General features: G+C 68.7%; 23 protein-coding genes. 12 read left to right on the top strand and 11 right to left on the bottom strand.

What is annotated here, in order from left to right; genetic code table 11:
• Positions 1 to 215: 215 nt before the first annotated feature.
• A complete protein-coding gene (locus tag JW364_RS21650; RefSeq protein ID WP_205334313.1) occupies positions 216 to 1,409 on the bottom strand; it encodes a benzoate/H(+) symporter BenE family transporter in 1,194 nt (397 codons plus the stop codon).
• Positions 1,410 to 1,482: 73 nt separating this feature from the next.
• Here JW364_RS21650 and JW364_RS21645 point away from each other — a divergent pair, with 73 nt between their 5' ends.
• Positions 1,483 to 2,007: a helix-turn-helix domain-containing protein gene (locus JW364_RS21645; protein ID WP_058251418.1), complete on the top strand. Its 525-nt coding sequence runs from the start codon at positions 1,483 to 1,485 to the stop codon at positions 2,005 to 2,007.
• A gap of 142 nt (positions 2,008 to 2,149) precedes the next feature.
• Entirely contained in the window at positions 2,150 to 3,088 is a 939-nt protein-coding gene (locus JW364_RS21640; protein WP_165630622.1) for a hypothetical protein, read from the top strand.
• 158 nt (positions 3,089 to 3,246) lie between these two features.
• Here the strand turns inward: JW364_RS21640 and JW364_RS21635 are convergent, their stop codons facing one another.
• The 4 genes from JW364_RS21635 to JW364_RS21620 form a co-directional block, all read right to left on the bottom strand.
• Positions 3,247 to 4,032 (bottom strand): hypothetical protein, encoded by a 786-nt coding sequence (locus JW364_RS21635; RefSeq protein ID WP_058251419.1) that lies wholly within the window; start codon positions 4,030 to 4,032, stop codon positions 3,247 to 3,249.
• 288 nt (positions 4,033 to 4,320) lie between these two features.
• Entirely contained in the window at positions 4,321 to 5,187 is an 867-nt protein-coding gene (locus JW364_RS21630) for a 3-hydroxybutyryl-CoA dehydrogenase (protein ID WP_205334314.1), read from the bottom strand.
• Positions 5,188 to 5,349: 162 nt separating this feature from the next.
• Entirely contained in the window at positions 5,350 to 6,645 is a 1,296-nt protein-coding gene (aceA, locus tag JW364_RS21625) for an isocitrate lyase (RefSeq protein WP_058251280.1), read from the bottom strand.
• A 467-nt stretch (positions 6,646 to 7,112) separates the two neighbouring features.
• Entirely contained in the window at positions 7,113 to 7,883 is a 771-nt protein-coding gene (locus tag JW364_RS21620) for a hypothetical protein (protein WP_205334315.1), read from the bottom strand.
• Between the two features lie 60 nt (positions 7,884 to 7,943).
• On the opposite strand from JW364_RS21620, the gene ramB reads away from it, so the two are divergent.
• Complete coding sequence (gene ramB / locus JW364_RS21615) at positions 7,944 to 9,386, top strand: acetate metabolism transcriptional regulator RamB (RefSeq protein WP_058251281.1); 1,443 nt, start codon at positions 7,944 to 7,946, stop codon at positions 9,384 to 9,386.
• Positions 9,387 to 9,493: 107 nt separating this feature from the next.
• Here ramB and JW364_RS21610 read toward each other — a convergent pair whose 3' ends face one another.
• Positions 9,494 to 10,906, bottom strand: coding sequence for a lipase family protein (locus JW364_RS21610; protein WP_165630623.1), 1,413 nt, complete (start codon positions 10,904 to 10,906; stop codon positions 9,494 to 9,496).
• A gap of 297 nt (positions 10,907 to 11,203) precedes the next feature.
• On the opposite strand from JW364_RS21610, the gene JW364_RS21605 reads away from it, so the two are divergent.
• Complete coding sequence (locus tag JW364_RS21605; protein ID WP_205334316.1) at positions 11,204 to 12,610, top strand: lipase family protein; 1,407 nt, start codon at positions 11,204 to 11,206, stop codon at positions 12,608 to 12,610.
• Between the two features lie 20 nt (positions 12,611 to 12,630).
• On the opposite strand, the gene JW364_RS21600 is transcribed toward JW364_RS21605, so the two are convergent.
• Positions 12,631 to 13,095 (bottom strand): MaoC family dehydratase, encoded by a 465-nt coding sequence (locus tag JW364_RS21600; RefSeq protein WP_058251282.1) that lies wholly within the window; start codon positions 13,093 to 13,095, stop codon positions 12,631 to 12,633.
• Between the two features lie 25 nt (positions 13,096 to 13,120).
• Here JW364_RS21600 and JW364_RS21595 point away from each other — a divergent pair, with 25 nt between their 5' ends.
• Positions 13,121 to 13,657: a carboxymuconolactone decarboxylase family protein gene (locus tag JW364_RS21595; RefSeq protein WP_205334317.1), complete on the top strand. Its 537-nt coding sequence runs from the start codon at positions 13,121 to 13,123 to the stop codon at positions 13,655 to 13,657.
• Positions 13,658 to 13,673: 16 nt separating this feature from the next.
• The gene (locus tag JW364_RS21590) at positions 13,674 to 14,318 is read left to right on the top strand and encodes a methyltransferase domain-containing protein (RefSeq protein WP_159370038.1); all 645 of its coding nucleotides are present in this window, start codon (positions 13,674 to 13,676) and stop codon (positions 14,316 to 14,318) included.
• Between the two features lie 13 nt (positions 14,319 to 14,331).
• On the opposite strand, the gene JW364_RS21585 is transcribed toward JW364_RS21590, so the two are convergent.
• Both JW364_RS21585 and lpdA read right to left on the bottom strand, forming a co-directional pair.
• Entirely contained in the window at positions 14,332 to 15,216 is an 885-nt protein-coding gene (locus JW364_RS21585) for a DNA-3-methyladenine glycosylase (RefSeq protein ID WP_159370037.1), read from the bottom strand.
• A gap of 4 nt (positions 15,217 to 15,220) precedes the next feature.
• A complete protein-coding gene (gene lpdA / locus JW364_RS21580) occupies positions 15,221 to 16,606 on the bottom strand; it encodes a dihydrolipoyl dehydrogenase (RefSeq protein WP_159370036.1) in 1,386 nt (461 codons plus the stop codon).
• 118 nt (positions 16,607 to 16,724) lie between these two features.
• On the opposite strand from lpdA, the gene JW364_RS21575 reads away from it, so the two are divergent.
• From JW364_RS21575 to JW364_RS21565, 3 genes are read left to right on the top strand one after another with little or no spacing between them, the layout of a single operon-like run.
• The gene (locus JW364_RS21575) at positions 16,725 to 17,327 is read left to right on the top strand and encodes a TetR/AcrR family transcriptional regulator (RefSeq protein ID WP_058251287.1); all 603 of its coding nucleotides are present in this window, start codon (positions 16,725 to 16,727) and stop codon (positions 17,325 to 17,327) included.
• 22 nt (positions 17,328 to 17,349) lie between these two features.
• Positions 17,350 to 18,609 carry an NADH:flavin oxidoreductase gene (locus tag JW364_RS21570; RefSeq protein ID WP_159370035.1) on the top strand — a complete coding sequence of 420 codons (1,260 nt, stop codon included), beginning with the start codon at positions 17,350 to 17,352 and terminating at the stop codon, positions 18,607 to 18,609.
• Between the two features lie 10 nt (positions 18,610 to 18,619).
• The gene (locus tag JW364_RS21565; protein WP_205334318.1) at positions 18,620 to 19,108 is read left to right on the top strand and encodes a DinB family protein; all 489 of its coding nucleotides are present in this window, start codon (positions 18,620 to 18,622) and stop codon (positions 19,106 to 19,108) included.
• 3 nt (positions 19,109 to 19,111) lie between these two features.
• On the opposite strand, the gene JW364_RS21560 is transcribed toward JW364_RS21565, so the two are convergent.
• Positions 19,112 to 20,689 carry a serine hydrolase gene (locus tag JW364_RS21560; protein ID WP_065630142.1) on the bottom strand — a complete coding sequence of 526 codons (1,578 nt, stop codon included), beginning with the start codon at positions 20,687 to 20,689 and terminating at the stop codon, positions 19,112 to 19,114.
• Between the two features lie 212 nt (positions 20,690 to 20,901).
• Here JW364_RS21560 and JW364_RS21555 point away from each other — a divergent pair, with 212 nt between their 5' ends.
• Positions 20,902 to 22,956, top strand: a complete 2,055-nt coding sequence (locus JW364_RS21555; protein WP_205334319.1) for a prolyl oligopeptidase family protein — start codon at positions 20,902 to 20,904, stop codon at positions 22,954 to 22,956.
• On the opposite strand, the gene grpE is transcribed toward JW364_RS21555, so the two are convergent.
• Positions 22,917 to 23,426, bottom strand: coding sequence for a nucleotide exchange factor GrpE (grpE, locus tag JW364_RS21550; RefSeq protein ID WP_165630630.1), 510 nt, complete (start codon positions 23,424 to 23,426; stop codon positions 22,917 to 22,919). The genes JW364_RS21555 and grpE overlap by 40 nt on opposite strands.
• A gap of 76 nt (positions 23,427 to 23,502) precedes the next feature.
• Between grpE and JW364_RS21545 the strand changes: the two genes are divergently transcribed.
• Complete coding sequence (locus JW364_RS21545; protein ID WP_205334320.1) at positions 23,503 to 25,179, top strand: Hsp70 family protein; 1,677 nt, start codon at positions 23,503 to 23,505, stop codon at positions 25,177 to 25,179.
• Between the two features lie 27 nt (positions 25,180 to 25,206).
• The coding region (locus JW364_RS21540; protein ID WP_205334535.1) for an Ig-like domain repeat protein at positions 25,207 to 26,956 on the top strand (1,750 nt) is incomplete at its 3' end.

The raw sequence follows: 26,956 nt of genomic DNA, 5'->3' as shown, positions 1-26,956 counted from the left end.
ACCCGGCCGGGCCACGGTCTTCGTGTAGAAATCCGACACCGTTTCAGGGTCTCGGAGTGGTCACCGGCCGGGAAGGCTCACACAAACCAGCATCCCCTGCAGGACGCCGATCCACCCCCATTAGGGTCTTCGCAACTCGCCTCGCCAGGCCCTTCGTGGCTCGTCGCTTGCGCTCCTCGCACCTCAGGGACCAGGGGTTATGCGGTTCTTTCGGATCAGGGAGCAGGAACCGGGCGCCGACTGAGCACCCCGTGCGCCGCCAGCCCGACGACAAGCGCCCAGAACGCGCCACCGATCCCCCCGAAGGTGACGCCCGCGGCCGCGGTCACGAACGCCAGTGCCGCGGGAATGCGGAACTCCGGCTTCTCGAACGCCCCCATGATCGCGGCCACGAACGTGGCCAGGAGCGCAAGTCCCGCAACGGCTTCGAGCAGTCCGTCCGGCGCGATCGCCGTGACGACGACCAGCGCACCCGACAGCACCGCTAGTACGAGGCTCGTCGACCCCGTCGCCACACCGGCGATCCATCGCCGTGATCGGTCGGCGCCCGCCTCCGGACCCGCGGCCAGTGCCGCGGACAGAGCCGCGAGGTTGATGGCGTGTCCGCCGAACGGCGCTCCGAGTACGGTTCCCGTGCCGGTCACGAACATCGCCGGACGCCAGGGCGTCTCATAGCCGAAGGACTTGAGCACGGCCACCCCGGGAACGTTCTGCGAGGCCATGGTGACGATGTAGAGCGGGACCGCCAGTCCGACGATCGCCGTCGCGTCGAAAGTCGGTGTTGTCCAGACCAACTGCGGCCACCACGTCTCACCCTCCCAGCCGTCGTATCCGTCGACGGCGAGGTTCACCCCGATCACGACCAGCGCGGTGACCAAGGCCAGTGGCAGCGCCCACCGGGGCAGCCACCGCATTGCGAGGAGCCACACGACGAGGATCGGAAGTGTCGACCACGGTTGTGCGGCCAGCGACGTCATCGGCGCGAGGCAGAGGCTGAGCAGCACGCCGGCCAGCATGGCCTGGGCGATCGGCGTCGGAATCCGGCCGATGAGTTCGCCGAGTGCGGGGACCAGTCCGGTCGCGAGGATCAGCAACCCCACCACCAGGAACGCCCCGACCGCCGCCGCCCACCCGGCGTCGTAGGACGCACCCGCCGACACGAGGAGTGCCGCGCCCGGGGTCGACCACGCCAGTGTCACCGGCCGGCGGGTGTGCAGCGACAGCGCAATCGATCCGAGTCCGAACAGAATCGTCAGCACGAGCAGACCCGACGCGGCTTGTGCCGGACTGGCGCCCACGGTTCGCAAGCCGGTGACCACCACGACGAACGACGAGGTGAAACCGACCAGCGAGGTGACGACTCCGGCGATGATCGGCTCACTGCGAGCCGGCGGCGCGGGACTGGTCATGTCGCGAGCATAGCGGTATCGTTCCGTAAACAGAACAGTGGTTGTCGGCAGCGACGCGAACGAGACGAGGACGATGACACCCGGCGAGGATCGACGACGCGCGGTCGGGGCCCGGATCTCCGCCATCCGAAAGCAGCGGGGCCTGAGCTTGTCAGGCCTCGCCCGGGAAGCGCGGATCGGCAAGGGTTCGTTGTCCGAACTCGAAGGTGGACAACGAAATCCGACCCTCGACACGCTGTACGCCATTGCCGGTCCGCTCGGCGTGCCGCTGTCCGCCCTCCTGGGCGAGGAATCCGGAGTCGAGGGCGCCGGCCCCCACCTCGCCGCCCGGGTGCTGCACGTCGAGCATCACGACGACGGCTCGGTCACCGAGGTCTTCTGGTTGCGCGTCAGCCCCGGCGGAACCAGGGAGTCGCCCGCGCACGGGCCCGGCGTCGTCGAGCACGTACATGTCGTCAGCGGCCATCTCCGGGCCGGTCGCGCCGGCGAGGAACGCGCGGCGGGGCCGGGCGAATCCCTGCACTGGCTGTCCGACGTTGCGCACACCTACCGCAGCGACGACGGCGCGCTCGCGGTCCTCACCATCCGGACGCCCTGACCGGCGCCGTCGCGGAGTCTCGCTCCCGCGGTGCTGTTTCCGTCCCGCTGATCGGATCTCATCAGCGGGACGGAAGCGGGACCGCGGGAAGGTTGGGGAAAACCCGATGGAGCCGAGACGCCCTCCGCTGCGTCGAATAGAGATGACCAGCTACCCACTGGACCGCTACGGTCTGATCCGTCGCGGCGCCGCACTCGATGCGGCCTTCTCCGACAACCTGCTTGCTGCAGCGGTATCCGCCGGGGACCTGATCCGGCTCATCCCCGGCGTCTACGTGCCGGCATCCGACGACTTCGCCGGGCACGAAGGCGACCAGGAGTTGCACCGCCTCAAGTCTGTCGCGATCGCCACGTCACAGCCGGCGAGCGCACCACAGTTGCCACTGAGTCACGTCTCGGCCGCCGCGGTGCTCGGCATTCCGCTGCTGAAGCCCGCCACCGAACGCGTTCACGTCACCAACGGCAAGAAGGCCGGCGGATTCATCGCGACGCATCGTCACGTTCACGCCGCCGCCCTGACGGCAGACGAGCTCGCCGTCGTCGACGGAATACCCGTCACCAGAATCGAGCGAACCGCTGTCGATGTAGCGGCCGGGGGCGACTTCGCACAGGCCCTCACCGCCTTCGACCAGGCACTTCGAGCAGGCGCCGATCGTGAGCTCATGGGCCGGATGCTCGCCTCTCGTCGTCGGCGCGGAGGTCGAGTGGCTCGGCGTGCGCTGGCACTGGCCGATGGGGCGGCCGAAAGCGTCGGCGAATCGTGGAGTCGGGCGCAGATGATCGAGGCCGGCCTGCCTGCTCCACGACTGCAACGCGAGTACTGTGCGCGGAGCGGCGTCTACCGTGTCGACTTCGACTGGGGGGCGAAGCTCGTCGGGGAGTTCGACGGCATGGTCAAATACGGCCGCCTTCGGCCATCAGGGATGACGGTGGCCGACGTCGTGCTGCAGGAGAAGCTGCGCGAGGACGAGATCCGCGCGCTGGGCCCCGTCGTCGTGCGCTGGACCTGGTCGATGCTCGAGGACGGGTCCTTCATCGGCCTGCTCCGGCCATGGCTGGAGAAGTTCGAGTCGATGAGCTGAGTCCCGCGGCCCCGCTTCCCTCCCGCTGATCAGATCTCATCAGCGGGACGGAAACACCACCGCGGGACAGGGACCTCGTCCCGAGACAAAGGCGCCCCCCACACACGACAACGCCCCCGCCGGAAGCGGGGGCGTTGCCGTATGCGACTGTGTGCGACTTACTTCGCGGTGGTCGGCTTCTTGACCGGGGCCTTCTTGGCCGGCGCCTTCTTGGCGGCGGTCTTCTTCACGGCCGGCACCGGGGTGTCCTTGGCCTCGGCGACCTTCTTGGCCGGCGAAGCCTTGGCGGCACGACCCTTGGCCTCGACAGTGCCTGCGGCGCCGTCGATCTCCTTGGCCGCGTCGTCGGCCTGCTCCTTGACGCTGCTGCCGGCCTCTTCGATCGCGACGGCGACGTCCTCGACCTGCTCGCTCGCACGGCCGGCGAGCTTCGCCGCACGATCACCGACGAGGCGGGTCTGGGTCGACACGACGCCGAGGGCGTCCTCGGTCAGGTCGACGGCGTCGTTGTAGACCTTCTCGGCGCGCGACAGGTTCTCCTGGACGAGCGGCTTGGTGCGCAGGCGCTCGAGGGTGGCCTCGCCGCGCTCGGCGAGCGAGGTGTAGAAGCCGTAGGCCTTCTCGACGTAGGGGTCGGCGAGGCGCTTGAGCTCCTCGGCGGTCAGCTTGCCGCGCAGTTCGTCGAGGTCGCTCGGGACCTCCTCGGACAGCGAGCCGATGCGGGTCTTGGCCTCGTCGAAACGCGTCTGGGCGGTCTCGGGCAGATCCGTGATCAGGGTCTTGGTCTCGGCGTAGCGGGCCTCGAGACGCGACTGGGCGGTCTCGGCAGCAGCCTCGGTGCGCTCACGCAGTTCGGTCAGCTTCTCGGTCACTTGGGCGAAGGCGTAGTCGCCGGCGCCGACGGCGGCATAGAGGGGGGCGTAGTTACGTTCGGTGGTGGTCACAGTGGACTCCTTCGGTCGGGTCACCAATCGCGCTGCAGCACATGCGGTCTCGTTGATCTCGGCGTCTTCGCCGGGCGCATGTCGGAACAATCCGTCGCCTGCCGCCTCGGAACGGTCGGTGTTGCAAGCCAATTCGATTCGGCTCACACCGCGCGAGATAAGGGAACCGCGGCGCCATCGGTATTGGTGTTTCCGATAACCAGTATCCACGCTGCGCTAGCAAATGCAAGCATCTTGCTAACACTCGTGACGCAGGTCACCCCAGACGGCCCGCCGGACCGGCGTCGATCAGGCGTACCGGTAGAAGCCGTGGTCGGCCTTCTTGCCGAGTCGCCCCGCCTCGACCATGCGCAACAGCAGCGGAGGCGGTGCGTAGAGCGGCTCCTTGAACTCCTCGTACATCCGGTCGGCGATGGCCTTGATCGTGTCGAGTCCGACCAGATCGGCCAGCTTGAGGGGACCCATCGGGTGCGCACACCCGAGGACCATGGCCTTGTCGATGTCGTCGACGGTCGCGACACTGCTCTCCACCATCCGGATGGACGAGAGCAGATACGGGACCAGCAATGCGTTCACGACGAATCCGGATCGATCGGCCGACCGGACCACCTGCTTGCCCAACACGTCGTGGGCGAAGGTCTCGGCGCGCTCGACGATCTCCGGAGCGGTCGTCAGGGTGGTGACGAGTTCGACCAGCGGGAGAACCGGTACGGGGTTGAAGAAGTGCATGCCGATGACGCGGGCGGTGTTCTGGGTTGCCATGCCCAGCTTCATGATCGGGATGGACGATGTGTTCGACGCCAGGACTGCCCCGGGGTCGGTCACGACCTTGTCCAGTTGGGCGAAGATCTCGGTCTTGACCGCCTCGTCCTCGACGACTGCCTCGCACACGAGGTGGCGATCGGCGAAGTCGCCCAGGTCAGTGGTGAAGCGGAGTCGCATCGACGCCTGGTCGCGTTCACGTTCGGTCAGTTTGCCGCTCGACACACCGCGATCGAGTGATCGGAGAATCCGGGCGCGACCGGTGACGACGAGTTCTCGGCTGTGCTCGTAGACGAGCACGTCGGCGTGGGCCCGCGCGCACACCTCGGCGATCCCCGCGCCCATCTGCCCCGCCCCCACCACGCCGACGCGGGAGATCTTCTGGTTTGTCATGTCGGCTCCTCGGGTGGAAACGTCCTCGGCAAGAACCGATTTCGCAAGAACATGGGTGACCCTCCGGGCACGCGTCGAGCCCGGGATACGCCAACAGGCGGCCCGCAGCGAAAGCCGCGGACCGCCTGCCTGGTTCGCCTAGATCACAAAGGTGGCGAGTTCCTAGTGGAACTGGCCTTCCTCGGTCGAGCCCTTGAGAGCAGCGGTCGAGGTGTTGGGGTCGACGGTGGTGGCGATGTTGTCGAAGTAGCCGGCGCCGACCTCACGCTGGTGCTTGACGGCGGTGAAGCCGCGCTCCTCGGCAGCCTTGAACTCGCGGTTCTGCAGGTCGACGAACGCCGACATCTGCTCGCGGGCGTAGCCGTAGGCCAGGTCGAACATGCCGTAGTTCAGCGAGTGGAAGCCGGCCAGCGTGATGAACTGGAAGGTGAAGCCCATGGCGCCCAGCTCGTTCTGGAACTTCGCGATGGTGCTGTCGTCGAGGTGCTTGCTCCAGTTGAACGACGGGCTGCAGTTGTAGGACAGCAGCTGGTCGGGGTACTCGGCCTTGACGGCCTCGGCGAACTTGCGGGCCAGCTCGAGATCCGGGGTACCGGTCTCCATCCAGATCATGTCGGCGTAGGGCGCGTAGGACTTCGCACGCTCGATGCACGGCTCGATGCCGTTCTTCACGTGGTAGTAGCCCTCGGCGGTGCGCTCACCGGTGACGAACTGCTTGTCGCGGTCGTCGACGTCGGAGGTGATCAGCGTCGCGGCCTCGGCATCGGTGCGGGCGATCACGACGGTGGGGACACCGGCGACGTCGGCGGCGAGACGAGCCGAGTTCAGGGTGCGGACGTGCTGCTGGGTCGGGATGAGCACCTTGCCGCCGAGGTGGCCGCACTTCTTCTCCGACGCGAGCTGATCCTCCCAGTGGGTACCGGCGGCACCCGCGGCGATCATGGCCTTCTGCAGTTCGTAGACGTTGAGGGCGCCGCCGAAGCCGGCCTCACCGTCGGCCACGATCGGCACGACCCAGTTGTCGACCGAGTTGTCACCCTCGACGCGGGCGATCTCGTCGGCACGCAGCAGCGCGTTGTTGATGCGACGCACGACGCTCGGGACCGAGTTGGCCGGGTAGAGCGACTGGTCGGGGTAGGTGTGGCCGGACAGGTTCGCGTCACCAGCGACCTGCCAACCCGAGAGGTACACGGCCTTCAGGCCGGCGCGGACCTGCTGCACGGCCTGGTTACCGGTGAGAGCGCCCAGGGCGTTGATGTAGCTGCCGTCACCCTTGGTCACGCCGTCCCACAGGATCTCGGCGCCGCGGCGGGCGAGGGTGTGCTCCTCGACGACCGAGCCCTGGAGCTCGGCGACCTGCTCGGCGGTGTAATCGCGCTTGATGCCCTTCCAGCGCGGGTTGGTGTCCCAGTCCTGCTGGATCTCCGCGGCGGTACGGGGCTTTCCGACGTTGCTCATTGGCTGCTTCGCTTTCGTTGTCCTGCTCGTCCCGACCGGGGACCGGATCGGGGCGACGGCCCGGCGCGCCGCCGGAACCTCTCTGCTGACAGACAGCCGATGTCCTCGTCTGGGGTGTGTGATCGCGATCGGCGTCAGTCTCGGCCGAAGTTTGCGAACCCGTCGACGTGGTATCGGTGGTGCCTGCAGCAAGGGTGCCACAACACAAACCCGCAGGTCCAACCCTCGAAGCATGTAAATATGGGCTATTTTTCGCCAACTGTTTGCAAAGTTTGCGAATATAGTTCTGTGAACGCAGGGTCTACTTCCGCCAAAAAGTACGTCCGTACTGGGATTTTCTACTCACGAGTAGTCGCGCCGATCCATCAGCCCGGAGGCCCTCGGACCCCGACCTCGACGGCCGGATACCCGAAAGTGATGTCCATCACACCAGTGCGGCACGGTCCGCGGACAGCGGACGGCGGCCGTCAGGGTGTGGTGACGCGCTCGACGGCGGTCTCGAAGAGATCCGCGAACACCGACGGTTCGATCGGCTCCACCGGGATGGACGGCGGATCGCTCGCACGGGTGGTCGCACCCGACACCGTCAGCTGCATCGTCAACGGCCCTGATGCCGGCCGGTCGAGCACGGCGTACCCGGCGAACCCGATCTGCCGCCGGACACCGCCGTCGGGCAGGGTCGTCGTGACGTCGGATCGCGTGAGCAGCATCTGCTCCCCTGGCAGCAACCCGCCGTCGATCTCCGGCTGGGGCAGTTCGGTGTACACCGTGAGCACCCGACTGCCCGCCAGGTTGCCGGTGGTGATCTCCGTCGTGGTCCGAGAGCAGCGGCCGGTCGTGGTGAGCCGGTCGGCGTCGATGTCGCGCGATGCGGTGGTGACCAGTTCGACGAGGGTGCCCGTCGCGCCGTCACGGGCGGCCAGCACCGCCGAGTTGTCGGCGGTCAGCCGGTCGTTGAGCGCGGCGTCGGAGGTGGGCCGGCAGTACTCGGGCGTGACGCGCACCGATCGGGAGGCGTCGATGGCGGCCCGGTTCCCGGCGACGAGATCCGCCACCGACAGCGGGGCGGAGGTGTACGCGGGCGGCAGCTGGGCTTCGGACAGCACGAGATCGGCGGGACCGCGGGGAGCCGTCGCTGCTTCCGGATCGCCCGCGCACCCCGCGAGGCCGAGCGCCACTGCCACGACCGACGCGGCCAGCGCTGCCGGCGGGCGGCGTCGGCCGAGGAGGGGTAGCACGCGGTCACCGTACCCTGGGAACGACGCGCGACGCGGCAGCACCTGTCCGGGAGGTGGACGATGAGCAGGACCTACGTGGGCTCGCGGTTGCGCCAGTTGCGTTCCGAGCGCGGCCTGTCGCAGGTTGCGCTCGCACAGACCCTGTCGATCTCGGCGTCGTACCTGAACCAGATCGAACACGATGCCCGTCCGCTGACCGCGTCGGTGCTGTCCAAGATCACCGAGGCCTTCGGTGTCGACGCCGGGTTCTTCGACAGCCAGGACGATGTCCGGCTGGTCGCCGAGCTGCGTGAGGCGCTGCTCGACGACGACCTGGAGGCCTCCCCCGGCGCGCTCGACGCCCAAGGGCTCAGCGCGATGGTCGCGTCGCATCCCGAGATGGCCCAGGCGATGGTGAACCTGCACCGCCGCTACCGGGTCGCCACCGATCAGCTCGCGGCGGCGACCGACGAGCGGGGCGACCGCAGCATGCGCGGCACCATCAGCGCGCCGCACGAGGAGGTGCGGGACTATTTCTACCAGCGCCGCAACTACATTCACGAGCTCGATGTCGTTGCCGAGGAGATGACGACCCGGATGCGGATGCACTCCGCCGACATCCGGCGCGAGATCATGAACCGCATCGAGAGCGTCCACGGCATCAGCATCGTGCGCCGCGTCGACCTCGGGGACTACACCCTGCACCGGTTCGACCGCGAGGCCCGGCGTCTGGAGTTCTCCGCGTCGCTCTCGGCAGGTCAGCGGACTTTCAAACTCGCCAGCGAGCTCTGCTATCTCGAGTACCAGGATCTCCTGGACAAACTCGTCGACGAGGCGAACTTCAGCGGTGAGGACGCCCGGGCGCTGGGACTACTCGGTCTGGCGAACTACTTCGCCGCCGCAGTCGTCCTTCCCTACAGCCAATTCCACGGCGCCGCAGAGGATTTCCGGTACGACATCGAACGCCTCTCGGCCTTCTACGCCGTCTCCTACGAGACGATCTGCCACCGCCTCTCGACGCTGCAGCGGCCCAACCTGCGGGGCATCCCCTGGTCGTTCGTGCGCGTGGACCGGGCCGGGAACATGTCGAAACGACAGTCCGCCACCGGTTTCCACTTCTCGTCCAGTGGCGGCACCTGTCCGCTGTGGAACGTCTACGAGACATTCGCCTACCCCGGCAAGATCATCACCCAGATCGCCGAGATGCCCGACGGCCGGAACTACTTCTGGGTTGCGCGCACCGTCGAACGCCGCGCCACCCGCTACGGACAACCGGGCAAGACCTTCGCGATCGGCATGGGATGCGAACTGCGCCATGCCGCGCGGGTGATCTATTCCGACGGTCTGGAGATCGGACCGCAGGCGCATGTGACCCCGATCGGCGCCGGCTGCCGGGTGTGTGAGCGGACCAACTGCGCCCAGCGCGCATTCCCCGCAGTCGGAGCGTCACTCCGCATCGACGAACACACCAGCAGCGTCTCGCCGTACATGAGCCTCACCGAAACGCGCCCCGCCGCGCCCTGATCCACCCCCCTCTGCTCCCTGAGGTGCGAGGAGCGATAGCCGCCGGGCCGAGCAAGCGACGAAGGAGCGCGTCGAGGTCGACGAGCCACGAAGGGCCGCAGCACAACTCATCGACACTCGTCCCGAGCGGGCACTCCGCGCAGACGTTCGTCGAGCCAGGTCGCGGTGTCCGGGAACCCGACCGCAGCCGCCGTCACGTGTTCGGCCTCGTACTCCCGATACGTCACTGTCGCACCGAGATCGCACTGCTGGGCGGCGAGGGCCCGCGCCTGGGTTGCGGGAACCCACCACTCGTAGCGCCCGTGGTAGATCAGCAACGGCATCGATGCCTTCAGATCCGACATGGACGTGACCTCGAAGAGCTCCTCGGCGATCGCGGAGTGGAACGGATCGGGGTCGGTCGACAGGAGCTGCGTCGGCAGGTGAGCGATCCCGAGGTTGCCCATGTCATCGGTGCAGATGTTGCGGATCTCCGACGTCGCAAGCCATCTCGCCAGATGGTTCGACATCTGGAGGACCTCGGGCCGTTCCCGGGCGACGCCGAGCATCGCGGCGTGGAAGACCCCGGACGCGAGGTTCGCGTTCATGGCGCCGGCGAGTGTCCGGTAGTCGGCGGGCACCCCGCCGATGGCCGCCCCCACGAACCGCCCGGCGATGTCGGGCGCATACTTCGCGGCCAGCTTGGCCGCGCCGTGGGTGGCGATCGCCCCGCCGGAGTAGCCGACCATGGCGACCGGTCCGCGGGCGAAGTTCGCCGGGTCGAGAGCGCCGGCCGCGCGCAACGAGTCGAGGATCACGTGGCCCGCGACATACGGCTCGGCGTAGGCCATCCGGGGCCCGGTGTGGTCGGGCACGAGCACCGCATAACCCCGGTCCAACGCGAGCTGGGTGAACGGCGGGATGAGATCGGTCTCGTTCGTGTTGTTGGTGAAACCGTGCGCGTAGGTGAAGCCCGTCGTGCACTTGGTGCCCAGCGCGACGATCGGCGAGTTGTTGACCAGGACGGGGCGGTCTCCCCGCCCGGTCCAGGCCTTGGCCGGCACCAGCAGGGTGGCCGTGCCGAACATCGGGGCGCCGTTGGCGTCGGTCGTCCGGAACTTGACCTGCCGCGCCGATCGCAGCGGGACGAAGACCAGGGGCTGCGCCACCCGGGTCACCGACCGCGTGGTCAGGACCTCACCGGGTGTCCGCGCGGCCAGACCGGCCGGCCAGTGGTCGAAGAACCGGTCGCCACTGGGCGACGGCATGATCGCCTCGCGCAGTTCTTGCAGTTCACGGGAGGCGCCGGGAATCCGGGACCGTTCCGGGATGCGCGACAGCTTCGCGACCGGCGGCGCCGGGATCAGGCCGTCGACGTCCGCCGGCAACTGTGGCGGGACCGCGGTGAGATTGGGCGGCTCGGCGTCGGCGGGACCACTCGTCTCGGTCGGGCCCGCGAGGAGCGCCACGGCGGCACACGTCGCCGTCACCGCGACCGCTGCGCGTCGGACCGATCGTCGAAGAACACCCCTGGTCGGCATCGCCAACCTCCCGTCTCACCTCGGCCATCGTCGAGTCGCCCGCCCCCCGGCAGCACCTCTGACGACTCGAACCGCGATGACCTCCGCCAATGCTAGTCGGTGACGACGGCCTGCGCGGGAGCGACCATCCATGGCGGCACCCATGTAGTCCGGTCGGGTGACACGCGAAACCGCCTATCGCGCCGCACATCACGGTTGCGTCTCGGTGCGGCGACCATCGATGCGCAACGGAGGTCCGCGCCGGGTCTACTGTCCTAAGGTCACCGACGAAGCGCTCTTCGACGCGGAGGCACCGCCATGACGAGAACCCGGCACGCGCTTCGATGCCGGGCGGTGTGGACGGCCACCGTGCTGGTGGTCGCCGTGCTGCTGGTGGCCGCCGTCGGCTCGCTGTCCGCCGGGCCATCGGCCGCGGACCCGCCGAACATGATGCCGCTGCCGCCGCCCGTCGCAGGCGCCATCGACCGCGCGGTGCCACCGCCGCCCATTCCTCGGCTTCGCACGATCCCGCCTCGTGCGCGGGCCGACGGATTCGACCACCGCGCACTCGAATTGCGCGAATCTATCCTGCCGTCCCCGACAGGTGACCCGATGTTCGACCGGTGGCCGGCCGACCTGGATTCACGCGCCCCGGGAGACGTGATCGCCACCCGCGACGTCACCGCCGCCGCCGGGCCGGTGGTGACGGTACCGCTCCGATCGGCGACGCTGATCGAGTTCCGCAGCACCGATGCCGTCGGGGCGCCGATCTTCGGCACCGCGACCCTGCTGGTCCCGCGTCGAACGGCCAGGGCACCGACGCCGATGCTCGTGAACAACCTGCCGATCGACTCACTCGGTGCCGCCTGCACACCCGGATACACACTCGCGCATGGGTTTTTCATCGCGACGGGCGTCACCGACCTGATCCCGCCGACGACCCAGCTGGCGCTGCACGAGGGCTATGCGGTGCTCGTGCCCGATCACCAGGGACCCCGGATGGCCTACGCGGAGCCGGTACTCGCCGGGCACGTGATCCTCGACGCCGTCCGCGCGGCCCTCCATGTGCGCCCGGAATTGTTGCGCCGCAGCCGGATCGCCATGACCGGGTACTCGGGCGGCGCCATCGCCACCCACGGTGCGGCGAAACTACTGGGCGAGTACGCACCCGAGCTCACCGACCGTGTCGTCGGCGCGGCTCTCGGCGGTGTCCCGGCCGACTTCCGCATGCTGGTCGGGAGCATGAACGCGAACCTCGCGACCGGCCTGTTCCACGCGGCCACCGTCGGCATCGCGCGCGAGCGTCCAGAGATCCTGGCCCTCGCGAACCGGCCCGCGCGCTGGCTCGCGTCGTCGCCGTTGAAGAACGTGTGCGTGATCCCCGAGGCGGTGGCCGGCGGCACCTTCCTGCCGATGCAGCTGCTCTCGAACGATCCCGACCCGTTCCGGTCGCCGACCGCCGAGCGGATCTATCGGTTGACCGCGATGGCCGACCGCGCCTCCGTGGTCCCGCTGCTGATCTACCACGGCACCCACGAGTGGTGGATCCCCGCGGCCGGCGCCCGCACCCTCTACCGCGAACAGTGCGCCCTCGGTGCGGTCATGGCCTACCGCGAGGTCTTCGGTGAACACGTCAGCGCGGCGCTGCTCGGCTTCCCCGTCGCCCTCGACTGGCTCGACCGCCGGCTACGCGGCGAACCGGCCGTCGACGAGTGCCGCCGCTGAGCGTCGAGGAGCCGCCCTGGTCAGAAGACGAGGACGCGAAGGTTCTCGGCGACGCACGCGGGCTTCGCCTCGCCCTCGATCTCGACGGTGTTGGTGACGACCATGTTCACGCCCTTGGGGGTCTCCTCGATCGAGGTGATCACCGCGTTCGAGCGGATGCGGGCGCCGACTTTCACCGGGTTCGGGAAGCGCAGCTTGTTCATGCCGTAGTTCAGGACCAGCTTGGGGCCCTCGACGGTGAAGATCTTTCCCGCGATCATCGGCAGCAGCGACACCGTCAGGTACCCGTGGGCGATGGTCGTCCCGAACGGGCCGGACTTCGCACGCTCGGGGTCGACGTGAATCCACTGGTGATCGCCGGTCGCATCGGCGAAGGCGTCGACCCGTTCCTGGGTGATCTCGAGCCACTCGCCCGAGCCGAGGTCCTCGCCGATCGCGGCCTTCAGTTCGTCGACACTGGTGAACGTCCGTGTGGTGTGCGTCATAGTCCGCGTAGTCTACCGTGGGCCCATGGGCACACCTCGCGTTGCACCGGGTGGTTTCCGGGAGCTCGGGCCGGTCAATTTCGTCTTCGCGCGGGGGGCTGCACGCGTCATGGGTGTCGACGACGCGCACATCTTCTCGACCCTGGGTCGCGCGAAGGGGTTGTTCCGCGGTTGGCTCCACTTCAGCAGTCGCCTCATGCCGTTCGGTGTGTTGTCGCGCAAGGACTCCGAGATGGTGATCATCCGGGTGGCCCACCTGCGGCATTGCGGCTACGAACTCGACCATCACCGGCGCCTCGGCCGTCGGGCCGGGATCACCGCCGACGAGTTCGACCGGATCCTGGCGGGTCCCGACGCCGGGTGGGGTGATCGTGAACGGGCGATCCTGCGCGCGGTCGACGAACTCGTCGAGACCAAGGACGTCTCCGACATCGCCTGGCAGGCGTTGTCCCGGCACCTCGACGACCGGAAACTCATCGGGTTCACCCTGCTCGTCGGTCAATACGACAGCCTCGCGACCACCATCCACACGCTGCGCGTCCAGCGCGACGCCCGCTCCTGACTGCGACAGCCCTGACATGGAGTCGATCGCGCAGCGCCTGATGCGCAACGAGTACTTCGCCGAGATCTACGAGCATCTCTGGCGGCCGACCTTCACCCGGCTCTTCAGCCTCGGCGGCCGTTCCACCGCCGACTTCGACCGTGCACTACGCGCCTACCTCGCCCGCCCCGGTGACCGGTTGGTCCTCGATGTCGCCTGCGGCCCCGGCAATTACATACGCGAGATCGCCGACGGACTCACCGGCGACGGTCGCTGCATCGGGATCGACTTCTCCGCGCCCATGCTGGCGCGGGCCGCGCAGACCAACGCGGTGGGGCGGGCCGCGTTCCTGCGGGGTGATGCCCACGCATTGCCGTTCGCCGACAACACTTTCGACGTGGTGACCTGCCTGGCGGCCCTCTATCTGATCCCCGACCCGCTTCCGGTCGTCGACGAGCTGGTGCGGGTGACCGCACCGGGCGGCGAGATCGTGGTCTTCACCTCGGTGACGACGCCGCTCACCTCGTTCCCCGGCGTCCGGCCGCTCGCCGGGGCGAGCGGGTACCGCATCTTCGACGACCACGAGATCGTCGAACGCCTCCGACGCGCGGGCCTGGACGACGTCGAGCAGACGATCACCGGTCAGGGGCAGTTCGTGCTGGCACGCAAGACGGCGTCGTAGGCGGCCCGAGGCGTCAGAAGTCCCGGTAGTCGCGGACCGTCATCCGCGGGCCGCGTCGTTCGGGCCGGACGCCCCGTCGCGCGACCAGCCTGATGATTCGTTGACGTTGCCCCGCATAGGGTTCGAGCAGTTCGAGCATGCCCGCGTCGTCGACGGCCTCGCCGATCAACGTGAGTCCCACCAGTTTCGGGATGTGGTAGTCGCCGACGTTGACCACGTCGGGGTCGCCGAGTGACCGCGACAGCGTCTCGGCCTCGGTCCACTGGCCGACACCGCGGAGCACGGTGAGCTTCCGCGCATGTCGCTCGACGTCGATGGTGGTGGCGCCGCGAATGGTCCGCATGCGGACCGGTTCGATGCCGCTGCGGTGCCACTCCCAGCTCGGGATGCGCACCCAGTCCTGCCGGGCGGGCGGCACCCGCATGGTCTCCGGGACCGGTCCGGGCGCGGGAGAGCCGAAGCGGCGCACCAGATATCGCCAGGCACGGAACGCCTCCGCGCCGACGACCTTCTGTTCCAGGATCGCGGGGACGAGCGCCTCCCAGACCCGGTCGGTGCGTGAGAGCCGCAAACCCTCGGCGCGGCGCACCAGTTCCCGCACAACGGGATCGCGGGGGACGAGGGCGTCGGGATCGTCTCGCGCACCGAGGAAATCCGGCATCTGGTCGAGCAACCAGTCCGCGCCGGGACCCCATGCGCGACCGACGACGACGCCGGACCGCACGGCGATCGTCAGGGTGCCCGGCCCGTCGGGGGTGTGCACCGCCCGCCAGACCGAACCGTCCCTGGCGTAGACGAACGCCGGGTCGCCCGCACCGCGCCGGTGCAGGCCGACCGTTGCCCGCAGGTCGAGCGGCCACGGGAGCGTCCACTCCCGGACCCGCTCGTCTGCACTCACACGTCTACAGGTTGATCATGTGCCCGAGAGCGCCGTGGAACGTCTCCTGCAGTGCTTCCGACATGGTCGGGTGCGTGTGCACGTTCCGCGCCAGCTCCTTGGCCGTGAGATCCCACTTGTGGGCCAGCGTCATCTCCGGGAGCATCTCGGAGACGTTGTCGCCCACCAGGTGTCCGCCGAGCAGCTCGTCGGTGTCGGCATTGGTGACGAGCTTGGCGAAGCCCGCGGTCTCGCCGAGCCCCTGGGCCTTGCCGTTGGCCGAGAACGGGAACGTGGTCGCTTTGACGTTGTAGCCCTCGTCCTTGGCCTGCGCCTCGGTGAGGCCGAACGATGCGACCTGCGGCTGACAGAAGGTGGCACGCGGCATGAACCGGTAATCACCGAGGGTCATGGTCTCGACGCCGGCGATGGTCTCGGCGGCCACCACGCCCTGGGCCTCGGCGACGTGCGCGAGCTGCAGTTTGGCGGTGACGTCGCCGATGGCGTAGATGCCGTCGACGTTGGTGCGCATGTAGTCGTCGATGGCGATGGCGCCGCGATCGGTGAGTTCGACACCGGTCTTGTCGAGGCCGAAGCCCTCGACACGCGGGGCGAATCCGACGGACATGAGGACCTTGTCGACGGTGAGCTCACCCTCTTTGTCCTTGGCGTCGGTGTAGGCGACGGTGACGCTGTCGCCGTTGTCGGTGACCTTCTGGACCCGGGTGGAGGTCAGCAACTTGATGCCGAGCTTCTTGTACTCCTTGGCGAGGGCCTTCGAGGAGTCGGCGTCCTCGTTGGGGAGCACGCGATCGAGGAACTCGACGATCGTGACGTCGACGCCGTAGTTGGCCATGACGTAACCGAACTCCATGCCGATGGCGCCCGCACCGACGATGACGATGGACTCGGGCAGCTCACGGGTCAGGATCTGCTCTTCGTAGGTGACCACGTTCTCCGACAGTTCGACGCCGGGGAGCAGCTTGACGGTCGACCCGGTGTCGATGATGACGTTGTCGAACGTGATCTCCCGGTCGCCCACCTTGATGGTCTTGGCGTCGGTGAACACGCCGTAACCGTCGATCTCGGTGATCTTGTTCTTCTTCATCAGGTAGTGGACGCCCTTGACGATGCCGTCCGAGACCTTGCGGCTGCGGTCGAATGCCGCGCCGAAGTCGAAGGACACCTCACCACTCATGCCGAAGGTCTTGGCCTGATGGTTGAAGATGTGTGCGAGCTCCGCATTGCGCAACAGGGCCTTGGACGGGATACATCCGACGTTCAGACACACACCGCCCCAGTACTTCTCCTCGATGACGGCGGTTTTCATGCCCAGTTGAGCCGACCGGATCGCGGCTACGTACCCACCTGGACCTGCACCCAATACAACTGTTTGAAAGTGTTCAGCCACGACTGCCAGCCTACGTCGCGCCCGACCGTCGCCGCAGAGTGTCCCACTACTCGCCGGTAGCAACCTGCGCATTCAATCATTGATTGAAACATCGACTGAACTGTGCTTTCCTCGACGTGTGACTCAGACCACGCGCGCCGGACGCGGTGAGCGCCGCGATTCGACGTCGCTGCCCACCCGCGACGCCCTGCTGGCCGTCGCCGAACGTCTCTTCCTCGCCGAGGGATACGACAAGGTGTCCGTCCGGGCGATCTGCGCGGCCGCCGAGGCGAACCCGGCGGCGGTGCACTATCACTTCGGCACCAAGGACGACCTCACCATCGCGCTGCTGGAGTCTCGCCTGGGTCCGCTGTGGGCCGACCCGCTGGCCTCCCTCGACCCGGCCGGTACGCCGATCGCGCATGTCGTCGACGTTGTGGTGGCCCCCTTCGTCGACCTGCAGTCCGACCCAACCGGACATCTGCACCTACAGCTGCTCGCACGGTTTGTGTTCGCCCATCCCACCGCGAGCTGGACGTCGCGCTGGTTCGATCTCGATCCGTTCGCCGACATGCTCGCCGAGGCCGTCCCCGGCCTGACGGCGAGCGAGGCGCGCCGACGCTGGGCACTCGCCTTCCAGTTGATCCTCCTGCGGTTCGGGGGCACCGAGACCTCGAGCCCCGCCGCCGTGACGGCCCTGGCCGGCTTCGTCACCGCCGGACTGACCGCACCCGCCACGTGAGACACGAGTGAGAGGACCCGTTGTGGACAGCCCCACCACCGGACCGTTCAGCCCCGCCCGGCTGGGACCGCTGCACCTGCGGAACCGCCTGATCAAATGCGCCACCTTCGAGGGGATGACGCCCGACGCCCTGGTGACCGACGAACTCATCGAGTTCCATCGCGAGGTCGCCGCCGGCGGGGTGGCCATGAGCACGGTCGCCTACTGCGCGATCTCACCTGAGGGCCGCACCGACCGCCACCAGATCTGGATGCGCCCCGAGGCGGTTCCCGGATTGCGCAGACTCACCGACGCAGTCCACGCCGAGGGCGCACTTGCGGCGGCCCAACTGGGGCACGCGGGCGCGGTCGCGAACTCGGCGTCGAACCGGGCCGCCTCCCTGGGACCGTCACGGATACCCGCGCCGATGGGAATGTCGGTGACCCGTGCGATCAGCGTCGACGACATCGCCGACCTGCGGACCACGTTCCGCCGGGCCGCACGGCTTGCGGTGGACTCCGGCTTCGACGGACTCGAGATCCACTGCGGCCACAACTATCTCATCTCCAGCTTCCTGTCCCCGCTGCTGAACCGGCGTCGTGACGCCTACGGCGGGAGCCTCGTCAACCGCGCCCGCCTCGCCCGTGAGGTGGTCGAGAGCGTGCGCGACGAGGTCGGGGACGAGGCTGCGATCTGGGTGAAGCTCAACCTCTTCGACGGCGTCGGCCGGGTCGACCTCGAGCGCTCGCCCGCGGCGCGGGCCCGGGGCCGGGCGAGGCTGAGTGGCTTCAACGTCGACGAGGCATGCGAGGTGGCACAGCTACTGGAATCCGACGGCCACCTCGACGCCATCGAACCCACCGCGGGGAGTTCACTGCTCAACCCGATGTACCTCTTTCACGGCGAGGCACCCCGTAAGGAGTTCGCCGATGCGTTCTCCGGTGCCATGAAGTACGGACTGAAGGCCTTCGCACCGGTCTTCCTGAAGCACTACCGCTATCACGACGCCTACCTGCTGCCTCTCGCGCGCGAACTCCGTAAGGCCGTCGATCTGCCGCTCATCCTCCTGGGCGGCGTCACCGATCGCGCCTCGATGGATCTCGCGCTCGCCGAGGGCTTCGATTTCATGGCGATGGGGCGCGCGCTCCTGCGTGAACCCGACCTACCGCTACGCCTCGCCGCCGACCCGTCGACGACGTCGAAATGCGTCCACTGCAATCTCTGCATGCCGACGATCTACTCCCACACCCGATGCCCGGTCCGGACCGGCGAGGTCCCCGACCCGGTGGCCGCACAGCATTAGGGTGGGGGCCATGCCTCCCCGCCGTCGCAAGGACACCCCGCCACCGGCGACCGGCGGTTCGGAGAAGGAGGTGCTGGTCGGTTTCCTCGACTATCTGCGCGCCTCCGCGGTGGCCAAACTCGACGGCGTCTCCGAGGTCGACGGGCGTGCGGCCGCGGTGCCGTCGGGCACCAGCCTGTTGGGGGTGGTCCGCCACCTGACGTTCGTCGAACGGTTCTTCTTCCTGGGCGAGGACGCGGACGACTGGCAGGCGACGTTCACCTGCCCCGACGACGAGACCGTGGCGTCGGTGCAGGCGGCGTACCGCCGCGCGGTGTCCGAGGCCGGCGAGGTCATCGACGCCTACACCGATCTCGCCGAGGCGGCGCCCAGGGCGAGCGGACGTCGCTCCTCCCCGTCGATGCGGTGGGCGTTGACCCACATGATCGAGGAGACCGCCCGTCACGCCGGCCATCTCGACATCATCCGCGAGGGCGTCGACGGCCGGACGGGCCGCTGACCGTCAGCGCCGGATGAACTCGCCGTTGCTCTCCTCGTCGTCGTAGTACTCGATCGTCATACGCGGGCCGTCGAACGTGACCTGCGAGATCGAGCCCGGTTCGGCGTTCTCGTTGAGCAGATCGAACGTGAACGTGTTGCCGTCCCAGTGAGCGAGTTCGTGTTTGCGGACTCCGCCCGGCCCCATCTCCAGGACGAGCTTCCCGTCGCGTTCGACGATCTCCGCCGGTCCGTACACCGCGTTGGCGTAGGTACCCACATACGACGGCAGTGGTTGCGACGGTGCGGGATTCGACGGCGGTTCCTTGCCGACGAGTTCGCCGCTCGGCACGCTCAGGGGCGCATACGCCTTGGCGTAGAGGTCGCGCCAGTCGTTGCGGATCTCGCCGAACTGCACGAGATCCATGAACTCGGCGGCGATCGAGTCCACCGCACCGAGGGGCGCGGCGTTGGACAGGACGACGATTGCGGTGTCGGCCGACGGCAGGATCGAGAACACCGTGCCGGCGCCCGACGCGAACGCGCCGGCATGGTTGAACTGCGTCCGCGCGTCCTCGGTCACCCCGACGTTGAAGCCGTAGCCGTACGATCCGGCGCGGTTGTCGGGCGTCTGGGGCGGGCTCGACACGATCTGCGGTGAGAGGGCCGGGAGCAGCGCGTCGGGGGCCACGACCTCCTGGCCGTTGTGCTTGCCCTGCGCCAGCACCATCTTCAGCCACGTCGCCATGTCGTTGACGTTCGAGCTCACACCGCCGGCGGGTGACTGCGCATCGGGATCGCGCGGGATCGGGGTCTTGACCCACTTGTCGTCTTCCTTGATGTGCCCCACCGCGCGGTCGGCCCGGCGCTCGAAGTCGACGTAGCGGGAGCTGGTGCTGGTCATGCCCAGCGGACCGTAGATGAGGTCCTGCGACAGCGTCGCCCAGTCCGTCCCGGCCTTCACCGCCACCGCCTCGCCACCGGTCGTCACCCCGAAGTTGGTGTAGGCGTAGCTGATCCGGAACGGGTCGAGCGGCATGAAGCGCATGCGCTGCATGATCTCCTGCTGCGAGTACCCCATGTCCTCCAGTTTGTCGCCCGCGTGGTCCGGCAGACCGGATCGGTGCGAATACATGTCGCCGACGGTCACGGTGCGCGTGACGTACGGTTCGGCGAGCGCGAACCAAGGCAGCGATTCCACGATCGGCATCTCCCACGTCACCGTCTTGTCGGTGACGGCGGCCGCGACCACCGTCGATCCCACCGACTTCGACACCGACGCCAGCTGGAAGACGGTGTTCGGGTCGACGGCCTCACCGGTCGTGATGTCCTTGACGCCGAACCCCTTGGCGTACTTGGTCTCCCCACCGGACACGACCGCCACGGCCACACCCGGGATCTTGGTCGACTCCATCATCGAGTTGACCAGGTCGTCGAGTTGCCCGACCGCCTTGTCGACCGCATCGGCCGGCAGCGGTTCGGCGGCGACGGCATTCGGGTTCTCCAGAGACTCCGATGCAGACGGCGGCGCCCCGGTGCCCGACGACCCGCTGTCGCAAGCCGCGACGAGCGCGACCACGGCGACGACGGAACAGGTGGCCATCGAGAGGCGGGCCCATCTCGACGTCCGCGGGGGTTCATGGCCGGGACAGCGGGCGGGAACGGAATGGGCAGTGGCCATGGGGGTCTCCTCGACGTCGCTGCGTCACGATACCCCGCGCGGACAACCTGTAGTGGGCGTTTTGCCGGGGCCGACACCGTGAGCGCTCCTGCGCGGAGCACGGTCGCGACGGCCGCCCGCGTAGTTTGGACGCCATGACCGAGCACGGCTACGACGCCCCCACGTCCGACACCGACCCGTACCTGTGGCTGGAGGACGTCACCGGCGACGACGCGCTGTCCTGGGTGCGCGCGCACAACGAGCCCACGGTGGCGGCGTTGACGTCGTCGGAACGCTTCCGCGAGTTGGAGGCCGCAACGCTTGCCGCCCTGGACACCGACGACCGCATCCCCTACGCGCGTCGCCGCGGGGAGTACCTGTACAACTTCTGGCGCGACGCGACCAACCCGCGTGGCCTCTGGCGTCGCACGACGTACGACTCCTACGTGACCGACACCCCCGACTGGGATGTCCTCATCGACGTCGACGAACTCGCACGCGCCGAGGACGAGAACTGGGTGTGGGCCGGCGCCTCCGTACTGCGCCCCGAGTACGAGCGCGCGCTGATCTCCCTCTCGCGCGGCGGCGCCGACGCCTCCGTGGTCCGTGAGTTCGACATCCCGTCGCGCACCTGGGTCGCCGACGGCTTCGAGCTGGCGGAGAACAAATCCGACGTCGGGTGGATCGATCGTGACACCGTATATGTCGGAACGGATTTCGGCGTGCAACCGGACGGGCTGAGCTCGCTGACCGATTCCGGTTACCCCCGCATCGTCAAGCGCTGGACGCGCGGCACCCCGCTGTCGGAGGCCGTGACGGTCTTCGCGGGCGAGACCGGGGACGTGTCAGTGCGGGCGAGCTACGACAGCACACCGGGATTCGAACGCCACTTCGTCGGTCGCGCCACCGACTTCTTCAACTCACTCGACTACGAACTGCGCGACGGCCGCCCCGAGTTGCTCGACGTGCCCACCGACGCGCACGCCGGGGTCCGGATGAACTGGCTGCTGGTGCTCACGCGATCGGAGTGGGAGATCGACGGCACCGCGCACGCACCGGGCACACTGCTGGCCTTCGACTACGAGGCCTACCGGGCGGGCGACCGCGACGCGGCCGTGCTCTTCGCGCCCGATGCGCACACGAGCCTCGTCGACTACGCCTACACGCGTTCGCATCTCATCATCGTGAAGCTGCACGACGTGCACACCCGGGTCGAGGTACTCGAACTCGGCACCTGGCAGGCCGTGGACATGCCGGGTCTGCCCGACCTCGCCACGGTCTCGGTCCTCGACACCGATCCCGACGAGAGCGACGAGGTGTTCTGGTCGGCGACGTCGTTCACCGATCCGCCGAGTCTGCTCCACGGCCAGAGCGGCCGGGCTCCGGAGGTCATCAAACACAGCCCCGCGTTCTTCGACTCCGACGCGGTGACCGCCGAGCAGCACTTCGCGACGTCCGACGACGGCACGCAGGTGCCGTACTTCGTGGTGCGTCGGCGCGACGTGTCCCAGGGACCGACGCTGCTCTACGGCTACGGCGGATTCGAGAATGCCCTCACCCCGAGCTATCTCGCGATCGCCGGGCAGAGCTGGATCGAGCGCGGCGGGATCTACGTCATCGCCAACATCCGGGGCGGCGGCGAATACGGCCCGTCGTGGCACACCCAGGCGCAGAAAGCGGGACGGCACAAGGTGTACGAGGATTTCGCCGCCGTCGCGCGTGCCCTCGTCGACACCGGACTCACCACTGCGTCACAGCTGGGCGCCCAGGGCGGTTCCAACGGCGGGTTGCTCATGGGAGTGATGCTGACGCGCTATCCCGAGCTGTTCGGCGCTCTGGTCTGCCAGGTCCCGCTCATCGACATGAAGCGCTACCACCTCCTGCTGGCCGGGGCGTCGTGGATGGCCGAGTACGGCGACCCCGACGACCCCGAACAGTGGGAGTTCATGAAGCCGTTCTCGCCCTATCAGAACGTCGACGCGGACGCGACATACCCGCCCATCCTGGTCACGACGTCGACCCGCGACGATCGCGTCCACCCCGGTCACGCGCGCAAACTCGTTGCCCGCCTGGAGGAAACCGGTCACGACGTGCAGTACTACGAGAACATCGAGGGCGGCCACGGCGGCGCGGCGGACAACAAGCAGGCCGCGTTCAAATCGGCCCTGGCCTACGAGTTCCTCTGGCGGACACTGTCTCCCGAGGACTGACCGCTCCGGAAGACCACCACTGCCGCCGGCCGGACCGAGCGCTCGCCGACGACCAGCCCGGGACGGAGCAGCTCGGCGACGGTGCGGTCCGCGGAGGTGTCGTCGGTCGGATGGACGTCGACCGCCTCCATGGTGCGGGCATCGAAGTCGGTCCCGGCCGGCGGTGCGACGACCGCTCCCCCGCGGCCGACGATGAGGCGTTCCAGTCCGGCGCGCAGCAGCTCGAACGCCGGCCGGTCGGCCTCCGACGCCGAGACCGCGCACGTCGCCGCGTCGGTGTGGAGCGCGAAGAGGTCGACCAGCAGGGCGGAGTCCACCCCGGCCGCCGCGGACGGGGTCTTCGCGGCGTCGACGAGCCGCTCGATCGTCCTGGTCTGCCGCGCAACCATGAGGGCGAGGTCGGACACCTGCTCGCCCAGCTCCGCGAGCCCGTCGGTTCGCCCGGGCGCAGAGCCCTCCGGAGACGTCATTCCGCCAGCGTAATCAACTCCACAGGCCGATCGTCCGGGACCGGCGAGACCGTCTGCGCTGCTAGCATCCCCGATCGTGGGCGTAATCGGGATCGACCTCGGAACCACCAACTCGGCGATGGCGAAGATCGACGCCGACGGCCGCCCGGAGGTGATCGTCGGACTGACCGGCGCACCGACCACCCCGTCGACGGTGTTGCTGACGTCGCCGACGGATCACGTCGTCGGCGAAGGGGCCCGCCGGCAGGCCAGGCTCGACCCGGAGAACGTCTGCAGCCTGGTGAAGCGGCGGATGGGCGATGCCCAGTGGCGTTTCGTCGCGCACGGCCAGACGTGGTCGGCGCCGGCGATCTCGGCACTCATCCTCAAGTCGCTGATCTCCGACGCCGCGTTCGCCGGCGAGCAGGTCGAGCGGGCCGTGATCACGGTGCCCGCCTACTTCGGCGACGAGGAGCGGCGCGCGACGATCCAGGCCGGCACCTATGCCGGCCTCGAGGTCGCGGGGGTCCTGTCCGAGCCGATCGCCGCCGCTCTGTCCTACGGCTTCAGCCGCCTGACCGACCCGCTGGCCAAGGGCACACCCGACGAGACGGTCCTGGTCTACGACCTCGGCGGCGGGACCTTCGATGCGACGGTCATCGAACTCGCCGACCGCCGGATCACCGTGCTCGCCGTCGACGGCGATCACCAGCTCGGCGGTGCCGACTGGGATGAGCGGTTGGCGCTGCACCTCTCGCGCACGTTCTGCGCCGAACACCCCGACGCCGAGGACCCGCTCGACGACTCGGCCGGCTCGCAGTCGCTCATCCTCGCCGCTGAGCGCGCCAAACACGAACTGACCGAGTCGGATTCGACCTCGGTCATCGTCGCCCACGACGGCGCCCGGTCGGTCATCACGCTCACCCGGGCCGAACTCGAGGAACTCACCCGTCCGCTGCTGGCCCGGACCGTCGAACTCACCCGGTCATGCCTGGCCGCCGCCGAACGCCGAGGCGTGTCAGCCGTCGACCGTGTCCTGCTGGTCGGCGGTTCGTCGCGGATGCCGATGGTCGCGCGGGAACTCGCCGCCGCACTGGGCACGACACCGGAACTGAACGACCCCGACCTCGCCGTCGCCCGCGGGGCAGCGATCTACGGCGAGAAGCTGGAGATCGAACGACTCGTCCGCGCCGACCTCACCACCCGCGGACGCCTGCGCGAGGACCGCGGTCTCGACGGCGTCGCACCGGCCGACCTCGACGAGTCCTGCACCCGGGTCGCCCACGCGTTCGCGCTGCCCGTCAGCAGTGTCCGCCGCACGCTCGAGGTCGTCGTGGACACAGTGGTCTCCCGCGGTTTCGGGGTGCTGGCGGTCAACGGCCACAACGGCGAACTGGAGGCCAGCTGGCTGGTCCAGCGGAATTCGACTCTCCCGATCCGGGTGCGACGGTCGTTCGGGACCATGCGACGCGACCAGTCCCGCATCGAGCTGGTCGTGCTGGAACAGCAGGGGCAGTCGGCTTCCCCGAGACCGGAGGACGCCAAAGTCCTCATCGAAGGAGCGATCACCGACATCCCGCCCGGATACGACGAGGGCAGCGAGGTGTCGGTGACCTTCGAGATGGCCTTCGACGGCGTCCTGCACGTCACCGCGTTCCACGTCGATGCGCAGATCCCGCTCACGTTATCGGCCAAAACCGGTGCCTCGCTGTCGAAATCGGAGGTCGAGCGGGAACTCGACCAGGTCCACCGCTCCCGGCGCCGCGACCACTGACGGCGTCCGCCGGAGGGGAGAGACCTGATGGAACCGTTCGTCGGCAACGACTATCGCAAACGTGTGCTCGCTGCGGTCGAGAAACGCGGAGGCCCGAGCGAATCGGATTCGTTCGAACTGTATGACCTCCCGATCGAGGAGGCCGAGCGGCTCGACGACGCCGCGGTGGCCGCCCGACTCGACGAGGTGTGGGCCTTCTGGCAGAAGCAACGCGACCACCCGAAGTACCGAATCCTGGTGGCCCGGTTGGTTGCCGAACACGACGAGCGGTCGGCGCCGTTGCGGCACAAGACCGGTCGGATCGCCGAGGCCCGTGCGGTGAGCACCCGACGCGAACTGCGCGATCAGCAGCGATTCGAACTTCTCGACAACGCGATCGCGCGGCTCAACGAGCGCTACGGCGGAATCCCGAGATCCAAGCGCGCCGGGCTGGACGAGATCGGCGCCATGGGCGGCCTCGATCCGGCCGAGATCGCCACCCGACTGCGGCGTCACCGCATCGTCGACGACGCCCCGCCCGCGTCGGCCGAACCCGCGCCGCCGCGGGTGTCCTTGTCGGCGCAGCAACGCGGTCAGATCGCCGACCTGCTCGCCGAGTTCGACCGACTCCGCGACGGCGATCCCACCCCGACGCTCCTGACCCTGCTACACCTCGACACCGACGCCGCCGCCGACCGCGGCGTCATCGAGTCGCGGGCCGTCGCGCTCAACGAACGAGCCCGTGAGCTCGCCGCCGGCCGCTTCCGCGCGGTCCTCGACGAGCTGCTGGTCCACGTACACGACGTCCTGCTCTCCGATCCCGTGCTGGCGCAGGAGTATCGGCAATCGGTCGTCGACGCCGTGACCGACCATCTCCGACCACGGGTCCGAGCCGCGGTCCTGGTCGAGGACGAACTGGGTGCGCAGGACCATGAGTTCCTGCTCGACGAGGCCCGCACCCGCGGACTCGGCACACGCGACGCGCGCACCGTGATCGCCGGACTCGCCGCCGAATTCGGAGCAGCCGTGAGCCCACCGGCCGGCCCCCCGCCGTCGGCCGAGCCACCCACGCCGCCGAAGCGGTTGTGGGAGAACGATCTCCGCGCCGCCCGCGCGGCCTTGCGCGACGGCCTGCCCGTCCGGGCGCGCGCGGCCATCGCCGATGCGCGTGCCGGAGCCGGCGACGATGCCGCGGCGCTCCGGCAGATCGCGGCGGTCGCCGACGAGGTCGAACGGGTCATCGCGCAGGCGGTGGCGGACTCCCGCCGGGCCCGGGATCTCGCGGACGAGATGCGCCACGTCGCGGCGCTCGAACTGCTGGAGGACGTGTTCCGGCGGGCCCGGGACATCGACCGTCTTCCCGACTCGGGCGGGTCGCTCCAGGCCCGCCTCGAGGCGTCGCGGGACATCGTCGCCCAGGCGGGCGAGATCGCGCGGTCGGCATCCGTGAGCAACCCGGCAAGCCTCACCGCCGCTGCCGAGATGCGACGTCGGATCACCGATCACGAAGGCCTCAACTCGGCGGCGACGGTGCTGACCGTGGAGCCGCCGCGCAACGTCCGGTTCGTCGCCGAGAGTGGTGCGATCACCGTCTCCTGGGATCCGTCCGCGACGGAGTCGGTGACCTACCGCGTCGTGCGCATCGGGTTCGACGGGTCGACCCGGACGCTTGGCCGCACCGCGGGGACCGAACTCTCCGACGGCAGTCGGCCCGACCCGGTGCCGCCGGTGTACGAGGTCACCGCCGTGCTGGCCGGAAACCAGTCCGCCCCCGCCCGCTCCGACGCCGTCCCCGCGC

This window comes from Gordonia sp. BP-119 (assembly GCF_016924115.1).
GTDB classification, from domain to species: domain Bacteria; phylum Actinomycetota; class Actinomycetes; order Mycobacteriales; family Mycobacteriaceae; genus Gordonia; species Gordonia hongkongensis.
This window is presented reverse-complemented; position numbering and strand designations above follow the sequence as displayed.